Origin of the sequence: Pseudoflavitalea rhizosphaerae, from assembly GCF_003991355.1 — a bacterium.
Lineage (GTDB): Bacteria > Bacteroidota > Bacteroidia > Chitinophagales > Chitinophagaceae > Pseudobacter > Pseudobacter rhizosphaerae.
In genome coordinates this window covers 1-25,531 of record NZ_RCSU01000007.1, presented here as the reverse complement: position 1 = coordinate 25,531, position 25,531 = coordinate 1, and the positions used below count along the sequence as shown (strand labels likewise).

Sequence of the window (25,531 nt, the reverse complement as noted above, 5' to 3'; positions counted from 1 at the left end):
ACATCAGTTTAAAGGTTTATTTATTCAGCAGGAGATCAATCAGTACATGGTGTTCGGGTGTGATCTTGTTTTGTACCTTCATTATTTGCAATTCGCTGAGCGGGAACCAGGAAAGAGCTGCGAGATCATCAGATGCTTTTGGGGTGCCGAATATAAATTTTGTTTTGAAAAAGAGACTGATAATTTTGTCTGTTTCATTTTTATAGCGCCAGTCGTTGATGCGGGCGGAACCAATGTATTGCATGCCCTGTACTTCGATATCGCCACATTCCTCCGATAACTCCCGGCGGGCCGCAACTTCGAAACTTTCATCTTCAGGATCTGAGAAACCGCCGGGGAAGCGCCATTCAGCGGCATTGGGTTTCTTTCCCAGTAATACTTCTTTTGTTGTTTCATTGATCACGGCTACGTCAACTGTGGCATATACCTTAGGATAAGTAGTATGATAAGCATAGTTGATGCCTAACCGAAAATCTGCGGAATCGAGTACTTTATCAGCGTTCTCATCTCTGATATGAGTAGCGGAATGGTCACCAAGTTCAGGCAATGCCTGAACCGATAAACTGCCGGAGTAGTATGGGATAAAGCTCCCGCGACTTCCATAGAGCATAAACATTTCCATAGGAAAAGTGGAAGCCAGGAGTTTATCCAGTTGCTGGCTCCATGCGTTGTCTGAAGGATGATCACTTAATGGGAGCACTACCAGCTCCGGAGCATATTGCTTGAGTAATTTTTCGCGTGTATAAAAATCGAAGGGGTTGCGGCGGCTTCCTTTTACAGGTGAAACACCGAGCACCACCACCACTTTGTTGTGTTTGGATCTGATCTCATCGATCAGGTATTTGTGTCCTTCATGGAGGTAGGGAGTCTGGAACCTTGCTACGATTACGCCTGTCGTTTTCATTTTGCGTTATTTATACGCAAATTTAGAAAGGATTTTGATTCGAGCAAATTTATTTTGCGTTAAATGAACGCAAAATAAACTCAGAGTGTGGCAGTCGCTCGCCTCTGGCGAGTGACTTTTGTTTGTTCGCCTCCGGCGAACACCGCGTCGCCGGAGGCGACTAAATAGAGGTCACTCGCCAGAGGCGAGCGACTGGCGGCACTCTGCTAAATTTCAGATCTCAAAATGGATCCCTTCTCTTTCCAATTGCTGGTAACGCTTCTTATTGAACTGGTACATTTTGCTGGGGCGTCCCTTTCCTTCGGGTTGGGCATATTCATTGGTTTCATCCAAAATGCCGAGAGCCAGCATTTTCCTGGAGAAATTCCTTCTGTCGATATCCCTTCCCAAAAGTGCGATGTACAATTTTTCAAGATCTGCAAAAGGGAATTTTTTGTCGAGCAGTTCAAAACCGATTGGCTGGTAGCGGATCTTGGTGCGGATCCTTTCAATGGCGGTGTCGAGAATCTCTTTATGATCGAAGGCCAGTGGTGGCAGTTCCCTGAAATTGAACCATTGGGCATTCTCTGCGTCGGTGCTGGCTTTGAGTTGCTGGAACTGGCTGCTTTTCACCAATGCCATGTAAGCGATGGAAATGATACGCTGCCGCGGATCACGATCAGGCGCTCCGAAAGTATACAACTGTTCAAGGTAATTCACTTCAATGCCGGTTTCTTCGCGCAGTTCCCTTCCCACGGCTTCCTCCAGTGTTTCATCCGGCAACAAAAATCCGCCCGGGATCGCCCAGGCATTTTTGAACGGAGGATATTTACGCTGGATCAACAGTATAGACACTCCTTCCTGTTTGGAGTAACCGAAAACGATGGCATCCACCGCCACTTTTATATCTGAACCGGAACTGTTCATATCGGCTGCAATATACCGAATCCACTATCTTTATTGCAAATTGTTCCCATGTACCTGCTCATTCCCGGACGCCATCAATTGTTGACAAAGTTTCAGTTCCAATACCTGCAACAAATCATCAGCAAAGGCCTGCACAGCTTTACCGATGTGTTTGGTAAACCGGTGAAGAAAAATGAAAAAATAGACGCGGTGCTGTTTGCTGTTACATCGTCCAATCATTCCAATACACGGCGGAACCCGCTGCCATTCTATCTCAGGGCCATTTCCATCGAAGCATTTGGCAACGAACTGGCCATCCCCACCTATATCTACGGCATCGATGATGTTGGCAATCTTCCCAACTTTGCAGACTATACCATCAAACGCATCAAACATGAAAGCGAAGGGCAGATCGATTGCAATCCGGAGAACACCATAGTGGTTTGCTCCACCAATGTGCTGAATATGTACCATCATCTTGGTTTCACTATCCTGCCCGCAGAGTTGGATAATATCGAAAACTGGCGCCATCATACGGCTATGCCCTGGGATGTGGTTGAGAAAATTTCCACGAGCGAGAACTGGCAGCAGGACTCTTTCGTACAGGAATACATGCACCCTGCATCATTCAACGTGTGGCAGAAATACAGGATCGCAGAAAAAGTACAACTGCTTTTCCGCGATGCCATGATCAGCAATGATGGCGACCTCACTGAAACCCGCGACTACAACGTGTATGTTCGCCAGATGGATGATATCGCAGAAATGAAGTACCAGGACACGTCGAATTTCATTCAACCAGGGCGCATTGGCGATATCGGATGTGCAGTAGGGAGCTGGATCAAACTAGCTTGTAAGGATGAACGATTCAGGGAATCTGACTTCTATGGTATTGAAGTTTCACGTTATCTGTATGAACTCTGCCAGCAGCGGAAGATCAACGGGGAATTCAATAATCCATTTGTCTTCTTTTCCAAGAAAAATGCGGTGACAGGTCTCGCCTTCGATCGCAGTTCCATGAACACCATTCACACGAGCAGTCTTACACATGAAATAGAATCCTATGGCAGCCGTCAGGACCTGCTTCAATTCATCCGCAACCGCTTTGAAGAACTGGTGCATGGCGGTGTTTGGATCAACCGAGATGTGGTGGCGCCTTACAACAAACACCAGGAAGTATATCTCTGGCTGAATGATGAAGATGGCAGCAATGCTGACCCGCTTCGTATCCTTGAAAGCAAATCATCTTTATCTGAATACCTGCAGCAATTGTCTACCTACGCCCGTTTCCTTCGCTTCGCAAAGGATTTCAGGAAACAGGAAGGTTATAGGCTTTCATACGCTGAAACATTTTTTGAACAGAAAAGATATATCCGGCTTTCTCTCGGAGACGTTGCAGAATTCCTTAGCCGCAAGGACTACACGGATAACTGGCAGAGTGAAATGCACGAGACCTTCTGCTTTTGGGATTTCGATGAATGGAAAATTGAAATGCAAAACACCGGTTTCAAAATACATCCGTCTTCAGTAGCATTCACCAATGAGTGGATCGTGGAAAACAGATGGGCTGGCAAGGCTGCCATTTTCACCATAAAGAACAATCAACTGGCGCCCGAGCCCTGGCCGGTGACCACTATGTTCCTGATCGGGGTCAAGCCATAAAGGCATCCTTTTCTCTTTATGTATTTTCCGGGAAACGGGCATCTGGTCTACCAGGACATTAATGTTAAGTATATACCATGAAAAAACTAATCCCTTTTTTCTGTTGTATCCCATTGCTGGCAGGCTGTTATTTCAAAGCCACAAAATCTCCCGGGAACTCCAGGCTGCCTGCCGGACTGTATCGAGGCGGTAACGGCTGGGATCTTATTTTCCTGAAGATCAGCAATGACAGCGCCTATGCAGACTTTATTCACCTGGAAAAATTCCCCCGCGAGCTTCACTCAGATACCCTTGTCTATAATACAGTTACTCAATCCTGGAAAAGTGTAAAAAGCGAATTATTGCAGCAGGGTAAATATTATTCCATCAAAAGCAGCTACACCTGTGTTACCTGTACTATGCCTGTTGGCGTAAAGATCGAACACAAGATCATTGCAGACAAAAAGCTAACACAGGTAAAGATCGACTCCTACAAAAATTATGCATATGTGAATATGCAACATAGTATCTATGTAAGAAAGGATACAATCAACAAGCGGAAAGCACATTATTATCAACTCAAAGAGAAACACCTGTTTTTCGACAGCCTTGACATAATGCCTTACGAAAAACTCCGGGCAGCATATGAAAAATTCCGGGCAGAAATAGAATAAGTACGGACAGCAAAAAACGAGAAGCCCGGTAAAGGGCTTCTCGTTTTCTATTTTGAAAAACTGAAATTAAATATTGATCGCTCCGCGGCCTGAAGAGATCAGGTATGCATCTTTCAACGCCTCAGAGAATGTTGGGTGGGCGTAAGAAATCTTACAGAGCTCATTATCGGTAAGCTCGAACTCCATGGCCAGTACTGCCTGTGCAATCAGATCAGCCGCTCTCGCGCCAATGATATGCACACCTAATACTTCGCCGTATTTTGGATCGCTAAGTACTTTTACAAATCCGTCGATATCGTCGGATGCGCGTGCCCTGCCGCTTGCCATGAAGGGGAATTTTCCTTTGCGGTACTCGATCCCTTCTGCTTTCAGTTGTTCTTCGGTATAACCAACGCCGGCAACTTCAGGCCAGGTGTACACTACACCGGGAATGCGGAGATAATTGATCTTATGTGGTTTTCCGGCGATGCCATCTACAACTGCCACGCCTTCGTCCTCTGCTTTGTGCGCCAGCATGGGTCCGCGGACCACATCGCCAATGGCATAGATATTTTCAACTGCTGTCTGCAACTGATCATTCACTACCACCATGCCTTTCTCTACCTGCACTTTCGTGTTTTCCAGTCCCAGTCCTGTTGTGTAAGCACGGCGGCCAACTGCCACCAGGCAATAGTCGGCAGTGATCTCCTGTTCGTTCTTGTTCGCGTCAGCGAATTTAACTTTCACACCCGAGCCTGTGTTCTCTGCCGATTTCACGGGAGAATTCACCAGCACGTTGATGCCGCCTTTTGTAAGAAGCTTCTGCAATTCTTTGCCAAGCTCTTTATCCATTGTTGGGATCAGGCTGTCTGCATACTCGATGATAGTGATCTTTGTTCCGATACGATGATAGGCTGAAGCCAGCTCCACACCGATTACTCCACCGCCGATGATCACCATTTCCTTCGGCTGCTCTTTCAGGTAGAGCGCTTCTGTGGAAGTGATGATGCGTTGCTTGTCGATATTCACGCCGGGGATGGAAGATGGTTTGGAACCGGTGGCAATGATGAAGTATTTGCTGCTAACCGTTTTCGGTTGCTCAGAACCGTTGGTTATATTGATTTTGGTATTGTCAACAAAACTGGCCACACCTGTCAGCACCTGTATCTTATTCTTTTTCATCAGGAAGTTCAGGCCGTCGTTATTTTGTTTCACTACATTCCTGTTCCTTTCTGTGAGTTGGGGAAAATTAACTTTCGCTCCACTCACTTCTATTCCCTGCTTACTCACTTTATGGTTGATGATGTCAAAATTTTCCGAGCTATCCAGCATCGCTTTTGAGGGGATACACCCCACATTGGTACAGGTACCTCCGAGAACGGGATATTTTTCAACGATCGCTGTCTTAAATCCAAGCTGTGAGGCCCTGATAGCAGCTGTGTAGCCGCCGGGGCCTGATCCGATTACCACAAGGTCGAAATCTGTTGCCATAAGAAATGATGATTATTGGATAAAAAATGTTCAAAAAGGTACTGAATTATTGCCACCCGGTAAAAACTTCCACCCGTTAAGTAAAAGTTAAGCCAGCGAAACCCTGACAGTTGATGGGAATTATTCAACAACTCATGAGAAAATTGAAGGCAGGCTCTTGTTCATCCGGCAATTTTGGGATGTCGATAAACACGTACCATGACCTACACATTGATCACAGGAGCGGGCTCGGGATTAGGCAGGGCATTTGCCGTGGAATGCGCGAGAAGGAAAATGAATCTTGTGCTATTTTCCCTGCCTGGCAGCAACCTGGAGAGCCTGGCCACAGAACTGAGAACTGAATATGGCATTAAAGTGCAGTGCTATGAATTTGATTTGAGGGACGCTGATGCATTGCTGTTATATACCAATACCATAACAGATCAATTCGATATCGATTTCCTCATCAGCAATGCCGGTATCGGCGGAACATCCGCCCTCACAGACACGCCGTTGGAAAGGATCGATGATATCATTCAACTCAACGTGCGAAGCACTTCGCTGTTGACGCGACTACTGATCCCACACCTTCTGAAACAGCCCGGCAGTTATATCCTGAACGTCAGCAGTATGGCGGCTTTCACACCAATCGCCTATAAGACGGTGTACCCTGCATCCAAAGCATTCATTTCCTCTTTTTCATTAGGATTGCGGGAGGAGTTTGCAGGAACCGGACTCTCCGTCAGCGTGCTCTATCCCGGTCCGATCATGACCAACAGCAATACCAGCAGGCGGATCATTCACCAGGGCATGAAGGGGAAGATGGGATTACTGTCAACTTCAGACATCGCTCGCATAGCACTGAAAAAAACCTTATTGCGATATCCCGTGATCATTCCCGGTATGATGAACAAACTCAACCAGTTCCTGATGTGGTTCCTGCCACTGGGATTCAGGTTAAGACTGGTATCCAAAGAAGTAAAAAAAGAAATGCAGTGGTCTGCCACCTGATTGTATGAAAAGAAAAAAAGTACTGATTACCGGGGCGAATGGATTTCTCGGCGCCAACCTGGCCAGGCAGCTCTGCCGCATGCAATTTGATGTGAGAGTTTTGGTAAGAATGAATGCCAATCTTACCGGCATCACCGATATTCCCTGCGAGATCTGGTATGGCAATATCGATAACAAAAAAGATGTACTGGATGCAGTGACCGGTTGCGATATCGTGATCCATTCTGCGGCCATCACCGATCAATGGGGCATCGGGTTTGAAACCTATGAACGCATCAATTTTACCGGCACACAGTATATCTGCGAAGCCTCTCTTGAAAAAAATATTTCCAGGCTCATCTACGTAAGCACAGCCAATACCATGGGGCCCGGAACAAAAAAAGACCCGGGTACCGAGCTGAACGGTTTTACACTTTTCCATGCAGGATCGGGGTACATCAACAGCAAATACCTGGCGCAGCAATATGTGCTGGAACAGGTGCAGAAAAAGCAGCTCCCTGCTGTAATTGTGAATCCTACCTTTATGATAGGGCCGGAAGACAGGAAGCCCAGTTCCGGTAAACTTTTATTGTACGGATTGAATAAGAAGGTCCTGTTCTATCCACCGGGCGGTAAGAATTTCGTATATATCGAAGACGTGTGCAAAGGCATCATCAATGCTATCGATCTGGGCAGAACCGGTGAATGTTATTTGCTGGCAGGACATAATCTCAGCTACGGCGAATTCTTCAGGATAGTGAACAAGCTGGCCGATGAGCCGAAATGGATGTTCAGAATTCCTGTTTTCGCTTTGAAAGCCGCGGGTATCATCGGAAGCATCCGGCAAAGACTGACAGGTAAAAATGGAAAACTGAACTATGCCAATGCCTATATGCTTTGCCTGAACAACTATTATTCGTCCAGGAAAGCGCAGCGGGAATTGATGTTACCGGTAACACCCATGATGGTAGCCGTTAGTCATACACTCGACTGGTTCAGAAAAAACAATTATTGCTGATGAGAAAGAAAGTATTGAAGGATGATTCGGGGGAATTTGCAGGGAGTGAAAAAATGTTCAACAGTAAAGCGCTTCGCTATGGAGGAAGGATCCTGATCCTGTACCTCTTCAGCAATATTTTCAAATCCTTCGATCTTTCTTTTATTGAGGATATCGGAATTTTTTCTGTTCGGTCCAATATGTTCAGTCTTGCGTATGTGCTGTATGGATTGTTAGCCTGGGGAGGCGCCTCCTGGCTGGCAAGTCGCCTGGAACGCATGATGCACGGCTATCCTGCAGGAAAACGGATCCTTATACTATCCGCAGTGCTGCTTGCTTACGGAGGACTGATCTCACTGGGATTTGGATTTGTTTATGCCGGCGCAGATGTTCTATTGTTCAACCGGTATGAAGCCTGGTTCAGTTTCACTTCGTTGAGTTATAATATGATCGTAGGGATCTTCATGTTCTACCTGATCATCATCACCTTCAATGGTTTTATCTTTTATTACAAGAGCTGGAAAGAATACCAGGTCAAGGCAGAAAGACTGATGCGCGAAAATATCCAGGCCAAATACGATGCATTGAAAAATCAGATCGATCCGCATTTCTTTTTCAACTCACTAAGTGTACTCACAAATCTCGTTTACAAAGACCCCGACCTGGCCGCTGATTACATCACTCAACTCGCCAACACCTTTCGATATATTCTCGATAAAAAACTGGACAACCTGGTGCCTGTACAAACGGAGCTCAACTTCCTTCAGTCTTATTTGTTCCTGATCGGCATCCGCCGGCAGGGCAGTATCATTTTCCAGGAACAGATCGATGATCATTCAAGGATCAATGGGCAGGTGCCACCGGCCACACTGCAGATGCTGGTGGAGAATGCCATCAAGCACAACCGCTTCTCGGCCAGTGAGCCGCTGGAAGTGACTATCAGAAGTGAAGACGGCTTCCTGTATGTGAGCAATACCATCCGCAAGAAAATAACGCCTGAATATTCACATGGTATCGGGCTGGAGAATATTCAGAAAAGATATGAACTGGTCTGTGGCCGGTCCATTGAAGTAGATGCAGGCGAAGAGAAATTTGTAGTGAAAATTCCCATAATTTTCAATCATGAAAGTGATCATATTTGAGGACGAACATCATAATGCGGAACGATTGATCCAGTTGCTTGGCAAATGCGATCCCACCATCATCGTGGATACAGTGGTGGAGTCTGTTGCCGATGGCCGAAAATGGTTTGCCGGCCCGCATGATATCGATCTCATGCTGATGGACATTCAATTGTCTGACGGCAACTGTTTTGAGCTTTTCACAGGTCCGAATGTGAATACGCCGATCATCTTCACAACTGCCTACGATAATTTTGCTTTGCAGGCATTCAAGGTTAACAGTGTTGATTACCTCGTTAAGCCAATTGAGTTAACTGCATTAGACAATGCATTGAAGAAGTTCAGGCAGTTCAGGCCGGTGAGTCAACAGGTAGACATTAACAAACTGGCAGAAGCATTCTTCAAAAGAGATACCACCCGTTTTATCAGCAGGCTCAACAATCAACTGATCTACATCAAAGCGAAAGATATTGCCTGGCTGCACTCTGCGCGCGGACTCACCGTAGCCACTACTTTCAATAAACAGGAATATCCGCTCGATTATTCACTGGACCAGGTGGAGAATCTCCTCGACAAAAATTCTTTCTTTCGTGTGAACCGGCAATTCATTATTCATATCGATGCCATAAAAAAGATGACAGCTTACTATAACAGCAGGCTGTTGGTTCAGTTGAATCCGCCTGCACCCGATGATGTGATCATCAGCAGGGAGCGTGTAGCCGATTTTAAGAACTGGTTGGAAGGGAAGGTCTGATAACTATTTGAGTACGTTTTTCATTATTGAGAATCCAACGGTTGGTTACAGGATCTGTAATGCTGCCAGATTTGGCAATTCCTACAAATCCTGTAAACCCGCTTGTACCAAAAGTTGGGATTCGATACAACTGTTCCGCTGGAAAAGGGTACGGAATTGGGTGTTATTACACATGGAATAATCAAAGCCCTGACCTGAGTTTATCATCGGTTGCTCAATTGCATGATTTGCGTAATGCATAGATTACTCAAATATATTTTATATGATCATTATTCTTCATAGACGAACTACGAATTGGTTATAGAGGGATTACTACACTGAAATACTTAAGACATGATCTCAGCAATAAGGCCACCCGGTAACCGGATGGCCTTATTGGGCTGGTCATTGTTTACTTATCTGGAGATCTTCACCAGTTTCAGCACTTCGCTGTGCTGACCCTGTTTCACCTGCAGGAAGTACATACCCGGCGCATAGTTGGAGCCGATGTAGAACATTCCGTTGGCAGGCAGGTTAGACCTGGTTTCGATCACTTTGCCTGTTACATCTGTCACCTTGTAACTGATCGGTTGAGACGATGTACTCACGGTGATTACATGGAACTGGTTCGGTGTGGGGTTCGGAACGGCCTTCACTACCAGGAGAGCCTCAGGGAACTGATGATCCGGCAGTCTCGGTACTTTCACCTGCAATTGACGCTGACTGGAATTTCCGGTGCTATCAGTAGCAGTAATGCTAATCGTATACACGCGTCCGCTACTGAAGATACCGCGTTCTGCACGTAACTGAACCATATGATCGTTCACTATTACCCAGTCAGGAGCGGTATTTCCGTAAGCGCCACCCGTTACCGGTTCACTGCTGGTTACAGACAATGAAGTAGTAACGCCTGAGCAATTATCCGCAACATCATAATCTATCGCTACATTTCTCATCTGCGTTGTTGCAGGCCAGAGCTGGGTTTCGCTTGCCATCGCATTGCTGATCACAGGCGCGATACTATCCTTCACCAACAGACCGAACTGGCAGCTAGTTCCATTATTCGCTTCATCTTTTGCCTGTAATGAAACTATCAGGTTGTTTACACCATTTACAACAGTGCCAGCTGCCGGTGTTTGAATAACAGTGATGTCTGGCGTTACGGCCTGACCATTCACCAATGCAAGTGCCGTGTAATCCGGAACTACAATATTGCAATTGGCATCAGTGTACAACGTTTGTGTATCCGGACAAGTGATCGCCGGAGGCAGGTTCGATGCTTTGTTGGATACCGCACTTTCATTATGAAAACGGTCCAGTGAAGTAACGGCATAATAATAAGTAGTCGCCACTTCTCCGGTGGTATCGGTATAACCTGGAGAATCAGTATTGGTGATAGCGATGATATTGGCAGGATCAGTGGTGTCCACTTCGGCTATTGTGGAACGGTAGACCACAAATCTTTTCGCTTTATCCAGCTCATCAGCCGCCATGGTTTGCTTCCAGCGAAGCACAACCGAATCCGTCCGGAACTTCAACACCTGTAAAGAGGAAGGGGATTCCGGAGCAATATCGTCCCTCCAGGGCATTTTGGGAAGCAATGCGGGAAGCCGGTAAAAATCCAGGCGTAACGAATCCCTGAAACCCAGTTTGGTAGCGCTTCTCAGGCTGTTTGTATTATAGATGGCCTGACCGGCTACATTTGCATGTTGCCTGTTTAAACGCATTTCATTAGGGATCATACCGGGGTTGGCCCAGTTAACTCCCTGAGCCGGATCATTCACTTTATATCCCGCCATGCCGATATAGATATGTCTGCCATTCGCCTGGTTATTCCACCAGGGAACGATAGCCGCATAGTTAGCGCCCGGTTGTCCGATATACCAGTATACCTGCGGTGCGATATAATCCACCCAGCCTTCCTGTAACCATTTTTTGGTATCGGCGAACAAAGTGGTGTAATGCTCAAGGCCACTGGTAGGCGTTCCGATTGCAGGGTTGGTACTGTTACGATAGATGCCCGAAGGAGATACACCAAACTTCACCCAGGGCTTGAGCGTTTTGATGGTGTCATAAACTTTTTGGATCAGCAGGTTCACATTATCGCGACGCCAGTCGCCGCGCACCGTGAAACCTCTCGGATCGAGTGCAAAAGAAGCATCATCATTGTAGGGCGTTGTTCCGGCGGGAGCTGCAGGCGGATAAAAATAATCGTCGAAATGAATGCCATCCACATCATAACGGTTTACAATATCCGCGATCACACTGAGGATGTATTCACGGACCGCTTGCAGGCCCGGGTCAAGCACACGGAGGTTACCCTGGCTGAGCAACCATTCAGGATGTTGTTTGGCAACATGACTGGCGGCAAAGCCAGGCAGGTTATTACTGTTGCCCACTGCGCGGTATGGATTGATCCATGCGTGGAATTCTATGCCACGTTTATGGCATTCCTCGATCATGAACTGCATGGGGTCCCAGGGAGTGGAAGGCGCATTTCCCTGTGTACCGGTAAGATCGGCAGACCAGGGTTCGATAGCGCTTGGATACATCGCATCACACTGACTACGCACCTGGATATATAGTGTGTTCATACCCGTTGCTTTGTGATGCTCAAGAATGGTGAGGAATGCAGCCCGCTGCTGTGCAGGCGTCTGAGTGCGGTTTGGCCAGTCAATGTTAGAATAGGTAGCGATCCAGGCACCGCGCATTTCCCGTTTGGGCGACTGCGCGCTGGCAAAGATGTTCACGCTAAGCAATAAAAGACTTAGTAGAGTTTTTCTCATAAGCGTCGATTTGCAGGTTTATGCCTAAAATACTGCAAATACGCGCGGGTTTGACGGGTGTGGAAAAGAAAAAAACCGGCAGAAATACGCATTTAAAAATACTACCAGGTGACAGCGTGGGTGCGGACAATTGCAATCTTCTTCTGCGATATGTAACGCCGATGCACATGGCATTTTTTATTCAAACCCGCAACTGTGAAAATCCTTCTCTCCCAGATTGGCAAATTACATATCCTGATTGCCCCTTACCTGCCGTAAGTAGTCACTTCTTCATTGCTTTACGGATCAGCGGTAGCACAGCATCGGCCATACGTGTAAACCCGAGGTCCGTCAGATGCACGCCATCGATAGTAGCTTCGTGATCATTACCGATCAGCTTATCTGTTGTGAGGTAATAGAAATTATCGATGCCTTCTTTCTTCAATCGCTCATATGTTTTCCTGATCTCTTCCAGTTGACCATTCACTTTGTTCCCTAATTTCTGGTCCCAGTTACCATTTTCCCTGAAGACTGTTTCGATCAGGATGATGGGCACTGTTGGTTTCTGCTGGCGCAGGTATTTGATGAAATTGTAAGACCTTTCTTTGATCTGTTCAGGAGATGGATTGGGAATGCAATCCAGGATGTACAGATCAGCTGGAACAGTGGCTAAATACTGCGCCAGCTCAATTTCCATTTTTGCATTTCCGCTGAAACCGAGATTGATCACATCATAGCCTGTCTTCCTTTGCAGGATGGCAGGATAAGCCATACCGGGTCTGCTGGCAGATGCACCCTGTAAAATACTGGAACCATACATCACCACTCTTTTTTCAGTATTGATGCCAGGCTGTTCAGGTTTTCTGATCACTGCATTTTCCTGTACGCCGACCTGCAGATCATTCACCGTATTATATAATGGCAGGTAAAGCATGAACTGCTTCATGGAACTATCCATATTCTGAATGATCACCTGGTCCTGATCAGCTGTTCCTTTCGCAGGTTTTCCTGCCATTACGTATTGCCATTTTCCATTTTTCAGACAATAGAGGTCAAGTCCGCTATGACTGATCGGAGGCATATTGCTGTAATATTTTTCGCTTTCCAGTTTCCATTTTACACGGATAATAGTGGAATTGGTCTCGAAAAGAATGGAAATACCTGCGCTGTTCTTTGCAAGTGCCTGTACAGCTTTCGGCATATTCTTCGTTTCAACGGAATCGATTCTCTGGTAGATGGAATCAGTTGGTTTAGCCTTGCCGATCATCATCAAAGATGCGGCGCTGGTAAAGCGGATGCTGTCCTGAGCAAAGGATGCGAAAGCAGTTACTACAATCAGGCTGACAAGAAGTAATCTTTTCATAAACTATGGGTCGAGCGGATCGAGCGGATTAATCTGTAAAGAGTTGACTGATGGAAGATACTCTGTTTCCGTGGAACTTAATTGTTTTATGGATCGAAAAGGAAGATAGCCAAGTTCTTTCTGTACCCTCAATTTCATGTTTCCATTTATATATTTTGTCTGTGAGGCATCAGAAACGATCAGCACAGGTTTGTCCGACGGCATTTTAAACAGATAAACCAGTCTGCCCGCATTCCGTAGATTGGTAGTGGTATGCCTTGCATGTGGTTCGATGATGATAGCGGAAGCGGGGATCTCCAACACTTCCACCATGTATTTTTTCATTTCGATGGCTTCGCAATAGGGCGTCTTGTTGGGATGCACATGTCCTCCTGAAACCACCAGGAATGGCGCCAGTCCTGCATGATAGCGGACAGCGGCACTGTCGCAGCGCTTTGCGCCGTTGGGGTCCAGCTTTACGCCGGGTTGTTCAGGACCGAGGCCCGGCACCAGGATCACGCTGTATTTATAGGATTGCCAGTTGATCTTTGCAGCCTTCTTGTAAGCCGCAGCATTTTCCTTTGCGGTCAATGGTTCGTAGCGGATGGCTTCATCGCGGCCATTCAATTGCAGTGCATCCAATGACAGTTGAAGTGGAAGAGAATAGAAAGATGATCTCCTTTTAGATAACTGCTTTTGCAGTTTGGCTGCAATTTTATTCCTGAATTCCTGATCATTTTTATCGAAACCGATACTATCGATCTTTGGATACAATGGTGCTTTGCCTTCCACATACGTGCCCAGCACATAGTTCACACCCTGCGCATCTGTTCGCCACGCTTTGCGCACCAGTCCCGTATCTGCATCTGCTGCAAAAAGATTGTAGGCTCCTGAAATGCGCAACTGTCCTGCCAGCTTTTTCCAGGCGGCATCAGTGAGCGTCAATTGCACCAGTTCATTTCCAACAGATTCTATTTCGGGATCAGTGATCGAAAGTGACCTGCCGAAACAGGCGGCATCCGTACAATTGATCAGAGCCTGCTGCGCATCCTGTTGCAATCTGCTACGCAAAGTCTCAAAGGCCTGACCAACCGGACGCATGCCTTCCTGCTCCAAGAGGTAAAGGAGATAAAAATTCTTCTTCTGTAAAAGCCTTTCCTTTTTCGATTGTGCAGAAACCTGAACACTTACCGTTGCCAGCAGCAGCCAGCAAAAACAAATCCTGATAAATTGGTATTTCATTGCTATTTCAATTCAAACAAAACCGGATAATGATCTGAGTAATTATCCGTGAAATCATCTACCACCACCCGGGCCGCAGCCATTTTCTTCACCAGATCCTTACTGACAAATATAAAATCGATCCGCGAAGACGCATCGCTTCCTGTTTTGGGTTCAAATCTTTTGGGATGCACTGTTTTCACAAATCCGGGATGCATTTTGTGCAGCACATCCGTAAATCCTGCATTGTGCACTTTTTCAATTACGGAATAATCGATCTTTCCATCCACCAGTTTCAGGATGGGAGCATACTTTTTTTCATAAGCCTGGTAGTTGGCGATCATCTTCCCATCACTGTAATGTGCGGAATCAACCGGCGACAAAGTATTGAAATCTCCCATTACTATCCATTTGCGTTGCTCATGCTGTGCTTTGATATGCGCCAGCAACAGATCAATCTCCTGAGCCCGTTTGCGATAATCGAATGGCGTGAGGTGAACAGAAATAATATTGTAACCCTGTATGCTGGCCGTGATAAAGCCCCGGTCCATATTATCACTGACCTTCTGCACATGCAGGATCGGATATTTGGAAGTGATGGCAACGGGATACTTCTCACCTTCGATCAACAGTGCAGCATAGCGATGGCCATACTGCTCTGCCAGTTTTTCCAGTGATGCCTGTGTAAAATTAGTTACTTCCTGCAACGCCAATACATCGGGATCCATCTTCTTCACCCAGGCAACAAACCCAGGTTTGCCTGCAGCCGTATCCAGCTTCATCCCTTCTAAAATATTATAAGTGATCACCCGAAGGGATGGCTGCTGGGCAAAAAGAGCAGGCAAACGGATCAACAGGACCAGGGCAAGGATTACTGAGCGCATACAGATCATGGTTATTGTCAATTGATAAGGATCTTGAATGTTTCAGTGATAATATCAGATGTTACATAACAATAATAGATACCGGGAGATAATGCAGACAGGTTGATAGATTGTGATCCCCCGGTATAGGCTTTCCTGTGAACGGTCCTTCCGGTATTGTCCACCACCAGCAATTCAAAATTTTGTACATCATTTTTTTTGAACCTGATCTCGAAACGGCCTTTGGCAGGATTGGGATAAACAGACAGTCCTGATTTCTCTTTTTTCTCTTCATTCACCTGGGCTGTTAATGTCACCAATGGTTCAATTGGTTTTGCAATGCCATTCACTTGTGTGCCTTCGGTAGATAGTGGGTCCATCATGAGATCATCCACAAAGATGAACCAGGTAGTGCTGGTATTGGGTTGTGAGAATTCAATAGCGTCCAGGGTGGCGGCTGTGCTGTTGATAACGCCGTTTCCGCCATCAGTGGAGGTACCGCCGTAACTGCTCAGGCTCCAAACGTATTTATGCCATTGGTTATCGTTGATGATATCCAGTGTGGGGCTGAGTTCCGTTCCATCACTATCATCTATCCACAACCGCACTTTGGCATTTGTATTGGCCGTAGTTGTTTTAAGATAGAAGCTGATGGTGCCGGTATTCAGGAAGCTGCGGTTATTGGAAGGAGAACCTGTACCGGACAAGAGCCTGACTTTCCAGGCGGCGGAAGAAGAAGTGTTATCGTAAAGTTTTACAATGAGGGAATGCGTTCCGCTATGCGCGGTGAGTGCATTGGTAACAACAGAAGTGGTGGATACACCTACAGTAGTTGAACTGTACGTTGGTTCACGATTGAAATGGCCCAGGGTATTATCAAACATATCCAATGTGAGGGTGGTGAGATAGGCCAGTAATGCGCTGCCTGTTTTCCTGGGGCCGGTAGCATCGGAGGGATCATTTCGTACTATATCATTTCCCATGATGGTGGATGAGCCGCCGCCATCGAGATTCAGGGCCTGGTAGCAGCCAATGTAGAGCAGGAAGTCGGCAAATTGTGTAAGTGTCATGCCTTCGCTTACTCCCGCATTCCTTCCATCGTTCACTACCATATAAATCTTGTCTTTCGTCTGGTTGTAACCGATAGCAGTTCTTGGCGCCAGGTCATCGGGCACGGGTCCACCTTCGTCAGCCACGCTGGTGGTAACACAGTTGGCGCCGTCGAGAACGAGCCGCGTCCAGCCGCCGGTGAGTTGTTTGATATTGGTGATGCCGGAAGGGGCTGTGAGCACCTGCAGGTTAAGGTCTACTGTTTGACCAACCGTGATATTATCGAGAAAAGTTTTGGCAGCGCCGGTTCCGGAAAGTACTGCCTGTCCTGCAGTATAGGTCATATTGCCTGCACTTGATTTGGCCAGCACCGTACAAGGCACAGTGGCATTGGCTTTCCAGGCATTGACGCCTCCCACGGGAACTATCCTGATCTCTGTTCTGCCCGTGGCTGATGTTTTGGTGGAAGGCCCCTTGAAACGATTGTACAATACCAGCTGATCTCCTGTTGCGGGCCTGTTGATACTGTTGATGGTGATGTTAGAGCCGCCTGCTGTGAGTGTGTAGCTCTCATTCAATTTTGCCAGGAAAGGAATATTGGCTTCCGTGATGCCGAAGACAGTTCTGTTCAGCATGGTATCCCAGAGTATCTCCCCATCGCCGATCATCATATGGCGCGGATTGTACTTAGGTCCGCCGCTGGTGAAAAAATCGGAGTTGATGCCGGCTGTTACTTCATGATACCTGATGCTTTCGTGATCAGCATACATGGCCGGCACTGTTTGCGGTTCTCCGTTGATGGTATCGCTTGCTTTCACGGCTTGCAATCTAACAGTAGGTTCATCCAGATCGATCTCCATTACATAGAGCTTCTGCGCAGGGCTGGTGGTTTTATAATGCCTGTATACAACTCCCGGCGACATCCGGCGGGTAGAATCGAGCGTGTACTGGGCCCATGCAGTGGAGCATGCTATTATCAAAAGCATACCCAGGGAAACAATCTTTTTCATTTTGATTCATTGAGGATGAGGAATATGGTGAGTTATTTCCAATACGGGTTCTGAACCAATTTCGGATTGAGTGTGATTTCCTGGAGGGGTATCGGATAGTAATAATCTTTTGCTTCGTCGAATTTGCAGGGTGTGCTGTACATAGGATTGAAGTTACCAGAAGTACCGTCCGTCAGGCGCTTCTGATTTACATTCACGATGCTGCTGGTGCCGGGAGGCGCGCCTCCTGCATTGCCGTTGTGCAGGTATACATCTGTTTTTCCATCGTTATTGAAATCGAATGGGCCAAGGCTTGGGAAGTACATGCCGATCATCGGCTTTTCCAGTTTCTTTCCTTCTTTCCAGCGCATAAGATCATCCCAGCGGAAACCTTCATTGAACAATTCGATCCTTCTTTCCCTCCTGATCTCGAGGATCACGCCTTTGTTGGAACCTTTATCTACATTAGGATACATGGCTTCGAGGTAAGGATCGGGATCGCCGTTGGCAGCAACGAGATCGAGAAAAGGCATGCCTACACGTTCGCGGAGTTTATTGATAGACTTGTCCAGATCAGCCTGCGTAAGTGTTCCCAATTCTGCCTTCGCTTCAGCGAAGACCAGTAACGCTTCCGCATACCTGAAGAAGATGATATCATTGAAAGAGTTGTTGGAGGCCCATTGATCTTTAGTAGCCAGCGCCTTGACCAGACGGTATCCCGTGGTAGAGATATTGATGTTCACCGGTTCCGGTGTCGTTTCTTTATAAGCCATCCAGTTGGGGCCTGGTGTGGTTTGTGTAAGACGGGGATCGCGGTCCTGCATTTCTTCGTAGAAGCCCATGGTCTTGTAACCTGGCTGATCAGTGAAGCGTGAACCATCTTTCATCAGGTAACTATCGATCGCATCCTTGCAGATGCCGTATACGCCAGCAGTGGGCGCCGTCATGAGATAGCTGAGACCATGGCGACCAAAGGTTGGATTATAATCCCTCACCAGGATGGTTTCTGTAACATCCTGATCATTGCGTGCAAAGAGATCCCGATAGCAACTGTTCACACCCCCTGCAGTATAGAGTTTATAAGCGCCGAGTGTGATCATCTCTTCCGCAGCGGAAGCTGCTTCATTCAGGAATTTCTCATGATCACCAAGGCCATGATATTTCCTGAAGGTTCCTTCAAAGAGACAGATACGTGCTTTCAGCATGAGCGCTGTATACTTTGTAATGCTGGTAAGCTGGATCTCTTTGGGAATATTCGCTACTGCAAAGTTGATATCATCCAGTACGGAGTCCATCACCAATTTGCGTGAATCCCTGGCCTTGTACAGGTCCGGGTCATTGGCTTCGAGTACTTTTCCATACCAGGGCACATCGCCATACATTTTCACTTTATCAAAATAGAAATATGCTCTGAAGAATTTAGCGATGCCGCCGTATTTGAGTTTGGCTGCTTCATCCGGGCATTTCTGGTAGTTCTCCAGGAAGTAATTGATGGAGCGAAGCGGCCCCCAGGTCCAGCCGGTACCGGAATTGGAAGCCGGAACGATCCTGGCTCCTTTCACACGATCGGCCACGTTAAGGGGGATCATATTATCCGAGCTGGCATCATCAGTCCAGATCAGGTAATTAGGAAAGATCTCATAAAAGCCATTGGTGTATACCTGGAGGTCAGTAGCGTTATTGAAAAAGTTGTTGGCATCTATCTGATCCTTTGAATTTGTGTCCAGCATATTCTTGTTGCAGGATACAGACAGGATCGCCAGATAAATGATAAATATATAATTGAGCTTCTTCATTTCAGATGCGTTTGAATCGATGGTTACAGAGTGATATTGATGCCGGCGGAAAAGATCTTACCGATTGGATAATCTTCAGCTCGGGAGCGCGCTACAGCAGTCCCGGGAGCAGAATAGTTGATACCCGCTCCGGCCATTTCAGGATCGATGTATTTGGTGAGGTTACCAAAACGCCAGGTGAACAGGTTCTCTCCGCTGAAATAAACCCTCAGTTTTTGGATCTGCGCTTTCCTGGTCAGTCTTTCCGGAAGCGTATAACCTACAGAAAGGTTCTTGATCCGCAGATAGCCAACATTGATGAGATAGTAATCATTCACTTCACCGAGTGAACGTAAATTTCCGAGCGAAGCATATCCCCTGTTGATCTGCGGGTAGGTATTGCCGGGAGTTTCAGGGCTCCAGGCATTGCTGATCAAATCTTTCCGAATGAAAGAGAGATAGGGCCTTTCATAAGATCCCCAGTAGATATTTCCTGTTGCGTACCAATCCTGGCGGGCAATACCGGCGCCTGCAATGAACAGATCAAAGTTTTTCCATTCGGCGCTGATATTGAAACCGAAGGGGAATTGTGGCATGGCATTACCGATAGCATCGAGGTCGCCGTGATCAGCAAGCGTATTCTTTCCTTTGTTGATGGCGCCATCGCCATTCAGATCCAGGTATTTGATATCGCCTGCGCGAAGCCCTTTCCACTGCGTATTCTGAACGATGTTCAATTCATAGTTGTAGACCTGTCCGAGACTTGTGGAAGGATTGGTGAAGCTGCTCTGGTATTTTTGAGCTTCTTCATCGCTCTGGAACTGGCCGCCGATCCTGTATCCGTAGATGGTGCCGAGTTTTTGTCCTTCCCAGTACGTGTTCATGAGTCCGTTGGGATTGGGATATTTCGTGATCACGCCTTCAAAATTGTAAACGCTGGCAGTAGCGCGGAATCTCAGATCGCTGCCTGCTACATTGAAAGTATTGTGGTAAGTGAGGCTCAGTTCAAAGCCGCGGTTGCGGAGAGTGGCGATATTCTCTTTGGGCTCGGCAGCGCCAAATACAGCAGGGAGTGGCTCTCCGGGCAGGTACATCTTCTCAACAATCTTTTCATACCAGTCGAAGGAAACGGTCAGCCGATCATTCAGGAAACCGAGGTCTGCACCGAAATCGATGGTGCGTGAGTTTTCCCAGCTCACTACCTTAGGCAATGGCAGTGGCGCTCCAACATAGTTGGCTCTTGCGCCATTGATCAACCAGCTTGTCTGTTTAGGCTCGAGTAGTTGAGAGAAAGTATTGTTGGCGATGCTTTGGTTTCCCAGTTGCCCGTAAGAAACTCTTAGTTTGAGTGAACTCATCACATCTTTCAAAGGCTGATAGAATTTCTCTTTGCTTACATACCAACCGCCCGACACCGATGGGAAAAAGCCCCAGCGGCTATTTTCAGGGAACTTGGAAGAACCATCGTAACGCGCATTTACTTCCAGCAGGTATTTGTTCTTGAAATCATAATTGAATCGGCCGAAATATCCCTGGATGGCCCATACCTCTGCCTGACCATCTGCGAGGAACATTTCCGTTCCGAGGTTCAGGTTGGAGAGATTGGTGGCCAGGAGTCCGTTCTGTGCAGCATTCACCACATCATCATTGAATTCCTCCTGGTTATATCCAAGCATCAATTTGAAATTATGTTTTCTTGCCAGGCTGTAATTATAAGTTCCGTAAACGTTGAGTGCTTTGAGATAACTTCTGCTCCTTGCTTCGGTGAGCCTGTTCACACCGCCAACAGTTGGAATGATCCTGTCGCCTGTCAGGTAGGTGTATTGGTTTAACCTGGTGGAACTGGCGGCATGATTGACAGTGCTGCTGTAATCGATATTCACCTGTAGGTCTTTCAGCGGAGTGATCTTTGCACTCAGCATATTCACATATTGCTCAGTATGACGTTTGTAAAAATTGGAGCGCTCCAACAGCGGCCCCTGAGCGCCGCTTCCCGAAAAATCGAATGGCATACCATCGATTGTAATGGGATGGAAGGGGAAGAGATAGTACCAGGTTGTATTGGTCCACAATCCGCCAAAACCTGCCCTGCCGCCACCAAACTCCTGGTCTTTACTGGTGCTGATCATGGAATTGTACGACAGCTCTAACCACTCTGCCGGTTTTGCTTTCACACTTCCTCTCAGATTCACCAGTTTCAGTTCGGCATCATCTATGTTCTGTATGCTTTGTGTATTGTAGATCCTGCCCGAAACATAACCTTGTAGTTTTTCCGTGCCACCTGAAACAGAGATATTGTGGTTTTGTGAGAACTGAGTTTTCCTGAACAGGAAATCATACCAGTTGGTATTGTAGAAGAATTTGTAGGTGTTGTTGGCTTGTTTTTCTTTGAATGGTTCCAGGGTGCCATTCATTACCTGTTTGATCCTTTCGTAATCTTCATCGGTATAACCTGTGTAGCTGGTGCCATTGTATCCGTAGAGAGCGGCATCTGCTGTTTTACCATAGGTATAGGGATCAGAAATATAATCTGTGCGGGTTGCCGGTCTGGTAAAGCCAAAATTGTTGGAATAATCGATTTCTATTTTTCCCTGTTTCCCCTTTTTAGTAGTGATGAGTATTACACCGAAAGCGCCGCGTGCGCCATAGATGGCAGAAGAAGCTGCATCTTTCAATACGGTAATACTTTCTACATCAGCTGGATTGATACGATTGATATTTCCCTGGAACCCATCTACCAGCACCAATGGTGATCCGCCGTTGATGGAGTTGAATCCTCGCACGTTGATCTCCGGAATATCTACCGGGTTTCCATTGTTCGACTGGATATTCAATCCGGGCAGCATGCCCTGCAATGAAGTGATGATATTTGGTGTAGCGCGTTGTTTGAGATCATCGCCACTAACCTGGCTTACTGCTCCTGTAAGATTTACTTTCTTCTGTGTACCATAACCCACTACTACTACTTCGCTCATGTTCTGCATGCGCTCTATGAGTACGATAGGATCCGAAAATTTATAGCTTGCCGGAAATTCCCTGGTAGTATAGCCTGTGTAGGATATCACGATCACATCTTTTGGATCGATATTAGGCAGTACAAATTCGCCTTCATCATTCGTCACAACAGAACGATTGGCTGCTTTGGCCCTTACTGTTGCGCCGATAAGCGGCACAGCTTTATTATCCAGTACGCGCCCTCGTATGACGGTTTGCACAGGCGCTTGTACTTTCTCCTGTATAATGGGTTTCTTTTCAGCTTCTTTAATGGCAATGCTCTTATCCCTGATCTCGAAACCAAGACCGGAACCTGCAAACAATTGTTTCAATGCAACGCTGAGCTCTTCATTGTTCACTACGATGGTGACATTGCTTGTTTTCCTCAGGTCTTTCACATTGTAAATAAAATCGAGACCTGTTTGTTTCCTGATTTCTCGGAACACTGCTGTGATGGGCTTATTGCGTTCGTTGAGCGTTACACGCTGGGCATTTCCGGTGAGGTTAAAAAATAGAAAAGCAAATACAGCTGAAATTTTCAACACTGTATTGCAGTGCTTTTTCTTTTGACCTGCGGAATTGTTTATACATAGAGAGTCTGTATAAAACCTCATATACCTCGTTAGTTTTTGGGGTTTTAAATTGGAATGCTAATATCTGTTCTGTAAACTTTATTAAGATACCTGGAGTTGAATAAGGCTTATTTTGTTATGATGATCTTTCTTCCTTTTCCGGAAGCATCACCTTGTATAAGTTTGAATTGTATAGTTCCTGTTCTTTCGAACATGCTGAGCACTTCGGAAATATTTTTGAACCTCGAGATCATACCACCGAATCGTTCACTGTCCACATTCCCGTGATATTCTGCCGAGAACCCATACCAGCGGGCCAGTTTTTTCATGATACTTTTGATGTCTTCATCAGCAAAAGAGAAATAACCGTTCTTCCAGGCTACTGCTTCTTCAGCGTCCACTTGCTTTACACTGATGGTACTGGAGGTTGAAAGTCTTGCCTGTTCACCTGGTTTGATCAATACCTCACTTAATGGGTTGAGTACTTTCACTGATCCTTCAAGCAATGTTACCGCCTGCACATGATCGTTTTCATAAGCGCTTACATTGAAATGCGTACCTAGAACTTCTACAGTAGAATTATTGAAGCGGACGCGGAAAGGTTTGGATTTGTTCCTGGCGATCTCAAAATATGCTTCACCACTTACTTCCACTTCACGTGAATCGCCTGTGAACTTTACAGGGAATTTCAGCCTGGATGCGGCATTTAACCAAACCTTGCTTCCGTCAGACAGCACCAGTGAGTATTCACCACCAACGGGTATTTCGAGGATATTGTAAACGGGGCCGGATGATTGGTTAGGGTCCATTCCCGTTTCGTAGATGATCTCTCCGTTCTCAGCTTTCCTGATCATGGAAGAGCCTTGTTTTCCGAGTATGCCGGCATTGGTGGAGTCCAGCACGATCTGTGAATTGTCTGCAAGGATCAGAACAGCCTTGTTCTTTTTACCGGGCAGGAAATCCGGTTTGGCAGTTTCCTGGGAAGCCAGTTTATCTGCTGTGTCTGCTTTTCCTGTTTTATTAAAATACTGGTAGCCTGCAATGGCCAGGAGGCAGGCAGCAGCAGCGGCGGCAGTCCATTTCAACCAGGGAAGCCTGCGCAGGACCGGTTTATGATCCTGTTCCTGCATTTTTTGTTGAACAGATTCAAAGAGCAGGTTGCTTTCACTTTCGTTGAAGAAAGCAGCGTTAGCCGGCTGCTGGTCCATTACTTCTTTGAAGAATTTCCTGGCAATAGCGGCATGTTCATCCATTGAAAGAAGATGCAGGAGCTCGGCATGTTCTTCTTCGCCGATCGATCCGTTACTGAAACGCTCTATGAGTATGTCTATTCTTGCTATGGCCATATTAGATATACAGGTTAACTGTTACTTGTGAAGCATACAGCACTCCCGGTCTTCTATGAGTAAAGACACAAAAAGTGTAAAAAGGGAGATATGGAAAAAAGGAAAAATCAAAAAAATATTGAAATAAGGAGGAAGGCGCCTGTTTTGATCAGCCTGGTAATAGCCTGTAATGCCCACTGCTGGTACTTTTTAACGGAATGAACTGTGATATTCATCTGGCAGGCGATATCTGTATTCTTAAGCCCTTGCTGCCTGAGCAGGTAAACTCTCTTTTGTTGCAGGGGGAGTTGATCAACAGCATGGTCTAGCAGAGCGTAATAATTATCGGAGGAGCCCCCTTCTTCTTCAGTCTGGATGAGATGGCGGTTGACTGCCTCCTGTTTCTTTCTTACCTGGCTGATCTTCCGGATAGCATTCAGTGTGTGGTTCCGGGTAACGATAAAAAGATAAGCGGTGAAACTTTTCAGTTCAGGAAGTGAATTTCTTTCTTCCCAGATCTTGAGGAACACATCCTGGATGATCTCTTCCGTGAGCTCTCTGGATCGTGTAATGGAAAACACAAAGACAGCCAGCTGTTGATGGTAATCATCAAAAACAGCCCTGAAGGCGCGTTCATCGTTTTGCGCTATTGATTTGAGCAGGCCTGTATTTTCCAGAGGCTTTAACACTGATAGAGTTGATTGAAGGTGCCGAAATTAGTTATTTGATGATTGAATTGCGGAGGCCGGCAGCAATGTTGATCATTAATTAATATAGCCACGGAAGGAACAGCACCATTGCATCGGCGGTATTAAAGATAAATAATTCAAATAAAATGCTGCATGGGATTAATCAACAAAGTATGACGAATTGGCTCTTTTCCGCTTAAGGCATCATTTTATGCTAATCCAGTAAATGATTATGTATGAGCCAAGCATTCGTTAAAGAGGAAGATGGACAGTGGCTGCATAATATGAGTAATGGCCTCAATTATTTTGTGAATGATACCAGTCAGTGGAGATCAATTGGTAAAGAAATCACGTTTTTAGGGGATAATAACTTAACAGGATTCCATTTTCCTTTGAGATATCAAGTCAAGGTAACGGTCGGGAGTTTTCGCTCGCAGAGGGTGGTCGGGTGTTTCTCTCCAAAAGCACAAGGGGCTGACCCAAAAACTACCATCTTAGAATTTCGGGGAACCCACTTGCTCGCCTCCCGGCGAGCAATGTCATTAAGTTAAG

General features: G+C 46.3%; 19 protein-coding genes. 7 read left to right on the top strand and 12 right to left on the bottom strand.

Annotated features, from left to right (window positions below; all coding sequences use genetic code 11):
* Positions 1–16: 16 nt before the first annotated feature.
* Together D9Y29_RS13350 and D9Y29_RS13345 are read right to left on the bottom strand one after the other, a co-directional pair.
* Positions 17–904: an NUDIX domain-containing protein gene (locus D9Y29_RS13350; RefSeq protein WP_127128917.1), complete on the bottom strand. Its 888-nt coding sequence runs from the start codon at positions 902–904 to the stop codon at positions 17–19.
* 213 nt (positions 905–1,117) lie between these two features.
* Positions 1,118–1,810, bottom strand: coding sequence for an NUDIX hydrolase (locus D9Y29_RS13345; protein ID WP_127128915.1), 693 nt, complete (start codon positions 1,808–1,810; stop codon positions 1,118–1,120).
* 48 nt (positions 1,811–1,858) lie between these two features.
* Between D9Y29_RS13345 and D9Y29_RS13340 the strand changes: the two genes are divergently transcribed.
* Both D9Y29_RS13340 and D9Y29_RS13335 read left to right on the top strand, forming a co-directional pair.
* Positions 1,859–3,451 carry a class I SAM-dependent methyltransferase gene (locus D9Y29_RS13340; RefSeq protein WP_127128913.1) on the top strand — a complete coding sequence of 531 codons (1,593 nt, stop codon included), beginning with the start codon at positions 1,859–1,861 and terminating at the stop codon, positions 3,449–3,451.
* Between the two features lie 77 nt (positions 3,452–3,528).
* A complete protein-coding gene (locus D9Y29_RS13335; RefSeq protein ID WP_127128911.1) occupies positions 3,529–4,104 on the top strand; it encodes a hypothetical protein in 576 nt (191 codons plus the stop codon).
* 66 nt (positions 4,105–4,170) lie between these two features.
* On the opposite strand, the gene lpdA is transcribed toward D9Y29_RS13335, so the two are convergent.
* Positions 4,171–5,574 carry a dihydrolipoyl dehydrogenase gene (gene lpdA, locus D9Y29_RS13330; protein WP_127128909.1) on the bottom strand — a complete coding sequence of 468 codons (1,404 nt, stop codon included), beginning with the start codon at positions 5,572–5,574 and terminating at the stop codon, positions 4,171–4,173.
* Positions 5,575–5,772: 198 nt separating this feature from the next.
* On the opposite strand from lpdA, the gene D9Y29_RS13325 reads away from it, so the two are divergent.
* From D9Y29_RS13325 to D9Y29_RS13310, 4 genes are read left to right on the top strand one after another with little or no spacing between them, the layout of a single operon-like run.
* Positions 5,773–6,564, top strand: a complete 792-nt coding sequence (locus tag D9Y29_RS13325) for an SDR family NAD(P)-dependent oxidoreductase (protein WP_127128907.1) — start codon at positions 5,773–5,775, stop codon at positions 6,562–6,564.
* 4 nt (positions 6,565–6,568) lie between these two features.
* Positions 6,569–7,561 (top strand): NAD-dependent epimerase/dehydratase family protein, encoded by a 993-nt coding sequence (locus tag D9Y29_RS13320; RefSeq protein WP_127128905.1) that lies wholly within the window; start codon positions 6,569–6,571, stop codon positions 7,559–7,561.
* A complete protein-coding gene (locus D9Y29_RS13315; protein WP_127128903.1) occupies positions 7,561–8,682 on the top strand; it encodes a sensor histidine kinase in 1,122 nt (373 codons plus the stop codon). The genes D9Y29_RS13320 and D9Y29_RS13315 overlap by 1 nt, the downstream gene beginning before the upstream one ends.
* On the top strand, positions 8,663–9,415 hold the full coding sequence (locus D9Y29_RS13310; RefSeq protein ID WP_127128901.1) for a LytR/AlgR family response regulator transcription factor: 753 nt from the start codon (positions 8,663–8,665) through the stop codon (positions 9,413–9,415). Before D9Y29_RS13315 ends, D9Y29_RS13310 begins: the two co-directional genes overlap by 20 nt.
* 395 nt (positions 9,416–9,810) lie before the next feature.
* Here the strand turns inward: D9Y29_RS13310 and D9Y29_RS13305 are convergent, their stop codons facing one another.
* The 9 genes from D9Y29_RS13305 to D9Y29_RS13265 all read right to left on the bottom strand — a co-directional run bounded on the left by D9Y29_RS13305 (position 9,811) and on the right by D9Y29_RS13265 (position 24,979).
* On the bottom strand, positions 9,811–12,180 hold the full coding sequence (locus tag D9Y29_RS13305) for a family 10 glycosylhydrolase (RefSeq protein ID WP_127128899.1): 2,370 nt from the start codon (positions 12,178–12,180) through the stop codon (positions 9,811–9,813).
* A gap of 262 nt (positions 12,181–12,442) precedes the next feature.
* Positions 12,443–13,522: an SGNH/GDSL hydrolase family protein gene (locus D9Y29_RS13300; protein WP_127128897.1), complete on the bottom strand. Its 1,080-nt coding sequence runs from the start codon at positions 13,520–13,522 to the stop codon at positions 12,443–12,445.
* Between the two features lie 3 nt (positions 13,523–13,525).
* Positions 13,526–14,743: a YdcF family protein gene (locus D9Y29_RS13295; RefSeq protein ID WP_127128894.1), complete on the bottom strand. Its 1,218-nt coding sequence runs from the start codon at positions 14,741–14,743 to the stop codon at positions 13,526–13,528.
* Positions 14,744–14,745: 2 nt separating this feature from the next.
* A complete protein-coding gene (locus D9Y29_RS13290; RefSeq protein ID WP_241237923.1) occupies positions 14,746–15,606 on the bottom strand; it encodes an exodeoxyribonuclease III in 861 nt (286 codons plus the stop codon).
* A 17-nt stretch (positions 15,607–15,623) separates the two neighbouring features.
* Entirely contained in the window at positions 15,624–17,645 is a 2,022-nt protein-coding gene (locus tag D9Y29_RS13285; protein WP_127128890.1) for a phosphodiester glycosidase family protein, read from the bottom strand.
* A 32-nt stretch (positions 17,646–17,677) separates the two neighbouring features.
* Positions 17,678–19,420 carry a RagB/SusD family nutrient uptake outer membrane protein gene (locus tag D9Y29_RS13280; RefSeq protein ID WP_127128888.1) on the bottom strand — a complete coding sequence of 581 codons (1,743 nt, stop codon included), beginning with the start codon at positions 19,418–19,420 and terminating at the stop codon, positions 17,678–17,680.
* A gap of 23 nt (positions 19,421–19,443) precedes the next feature.
* Positions 19,444–22,938 carry a TonB-dependent receptor gene (locus D9Y29_RS13275; RefSeq protein ID WP_241237922.1) on the bottom strand — a complete coding sequence of 1,165 codons (3,495 nt, stop codon included), beginning with the start codon at positions 22,936–22,938 and terminating at the stop codon, positions 19,444–19,446.
* Positions 22,939–23,093: 155 nt separating this feature from the next.
* The gene (locus tag D9Y29_RS13270; RefSeq protein ID WP_127128884.1) at positions 23,094–24,311 is read right to left on the bottom strand and encodes a FecR family protein; all 1,218 of its coding nucleotides are present in this window, start codon (positions 24,309–24,311) and stop codon (positions 23,094–23,096) included.
* 107 nt (positions 24,312–24,418) lie between these two features.
* Positions 24,419–24,979 carry an RNA polymerase sigma factor gene (locus D9Y29_RS13265; RefSeq protein WP_127128882.1) on the bottom strand — a complete coding sequence of 187 codons (561 nt, stop codon included), beginning with the start codon at positions 24,977–24,979 and terminating at the stop codon, positions 24,419–24,421.
* A 236-nt stretch (positions 24,980–25,215) separates the two neighbouring features.
* Between D9Y29_RS13265 and D9Y29_RS13260 the strand changes: the two genes are divergently transcribed.
* The gene (locus D9Y29_RS13260; protein ID WP_127128880.1) at positions 25,216–25,530 is read left to right on the top strand and encodes a hypothetical protein; all 315 of its coding nucleotides are present in this window, start codon (positions 25,216–25,218) and stop codon (positions 25,528–25,530) included.
* Position 25,531 lies beyond the last annotated feature (1 nt).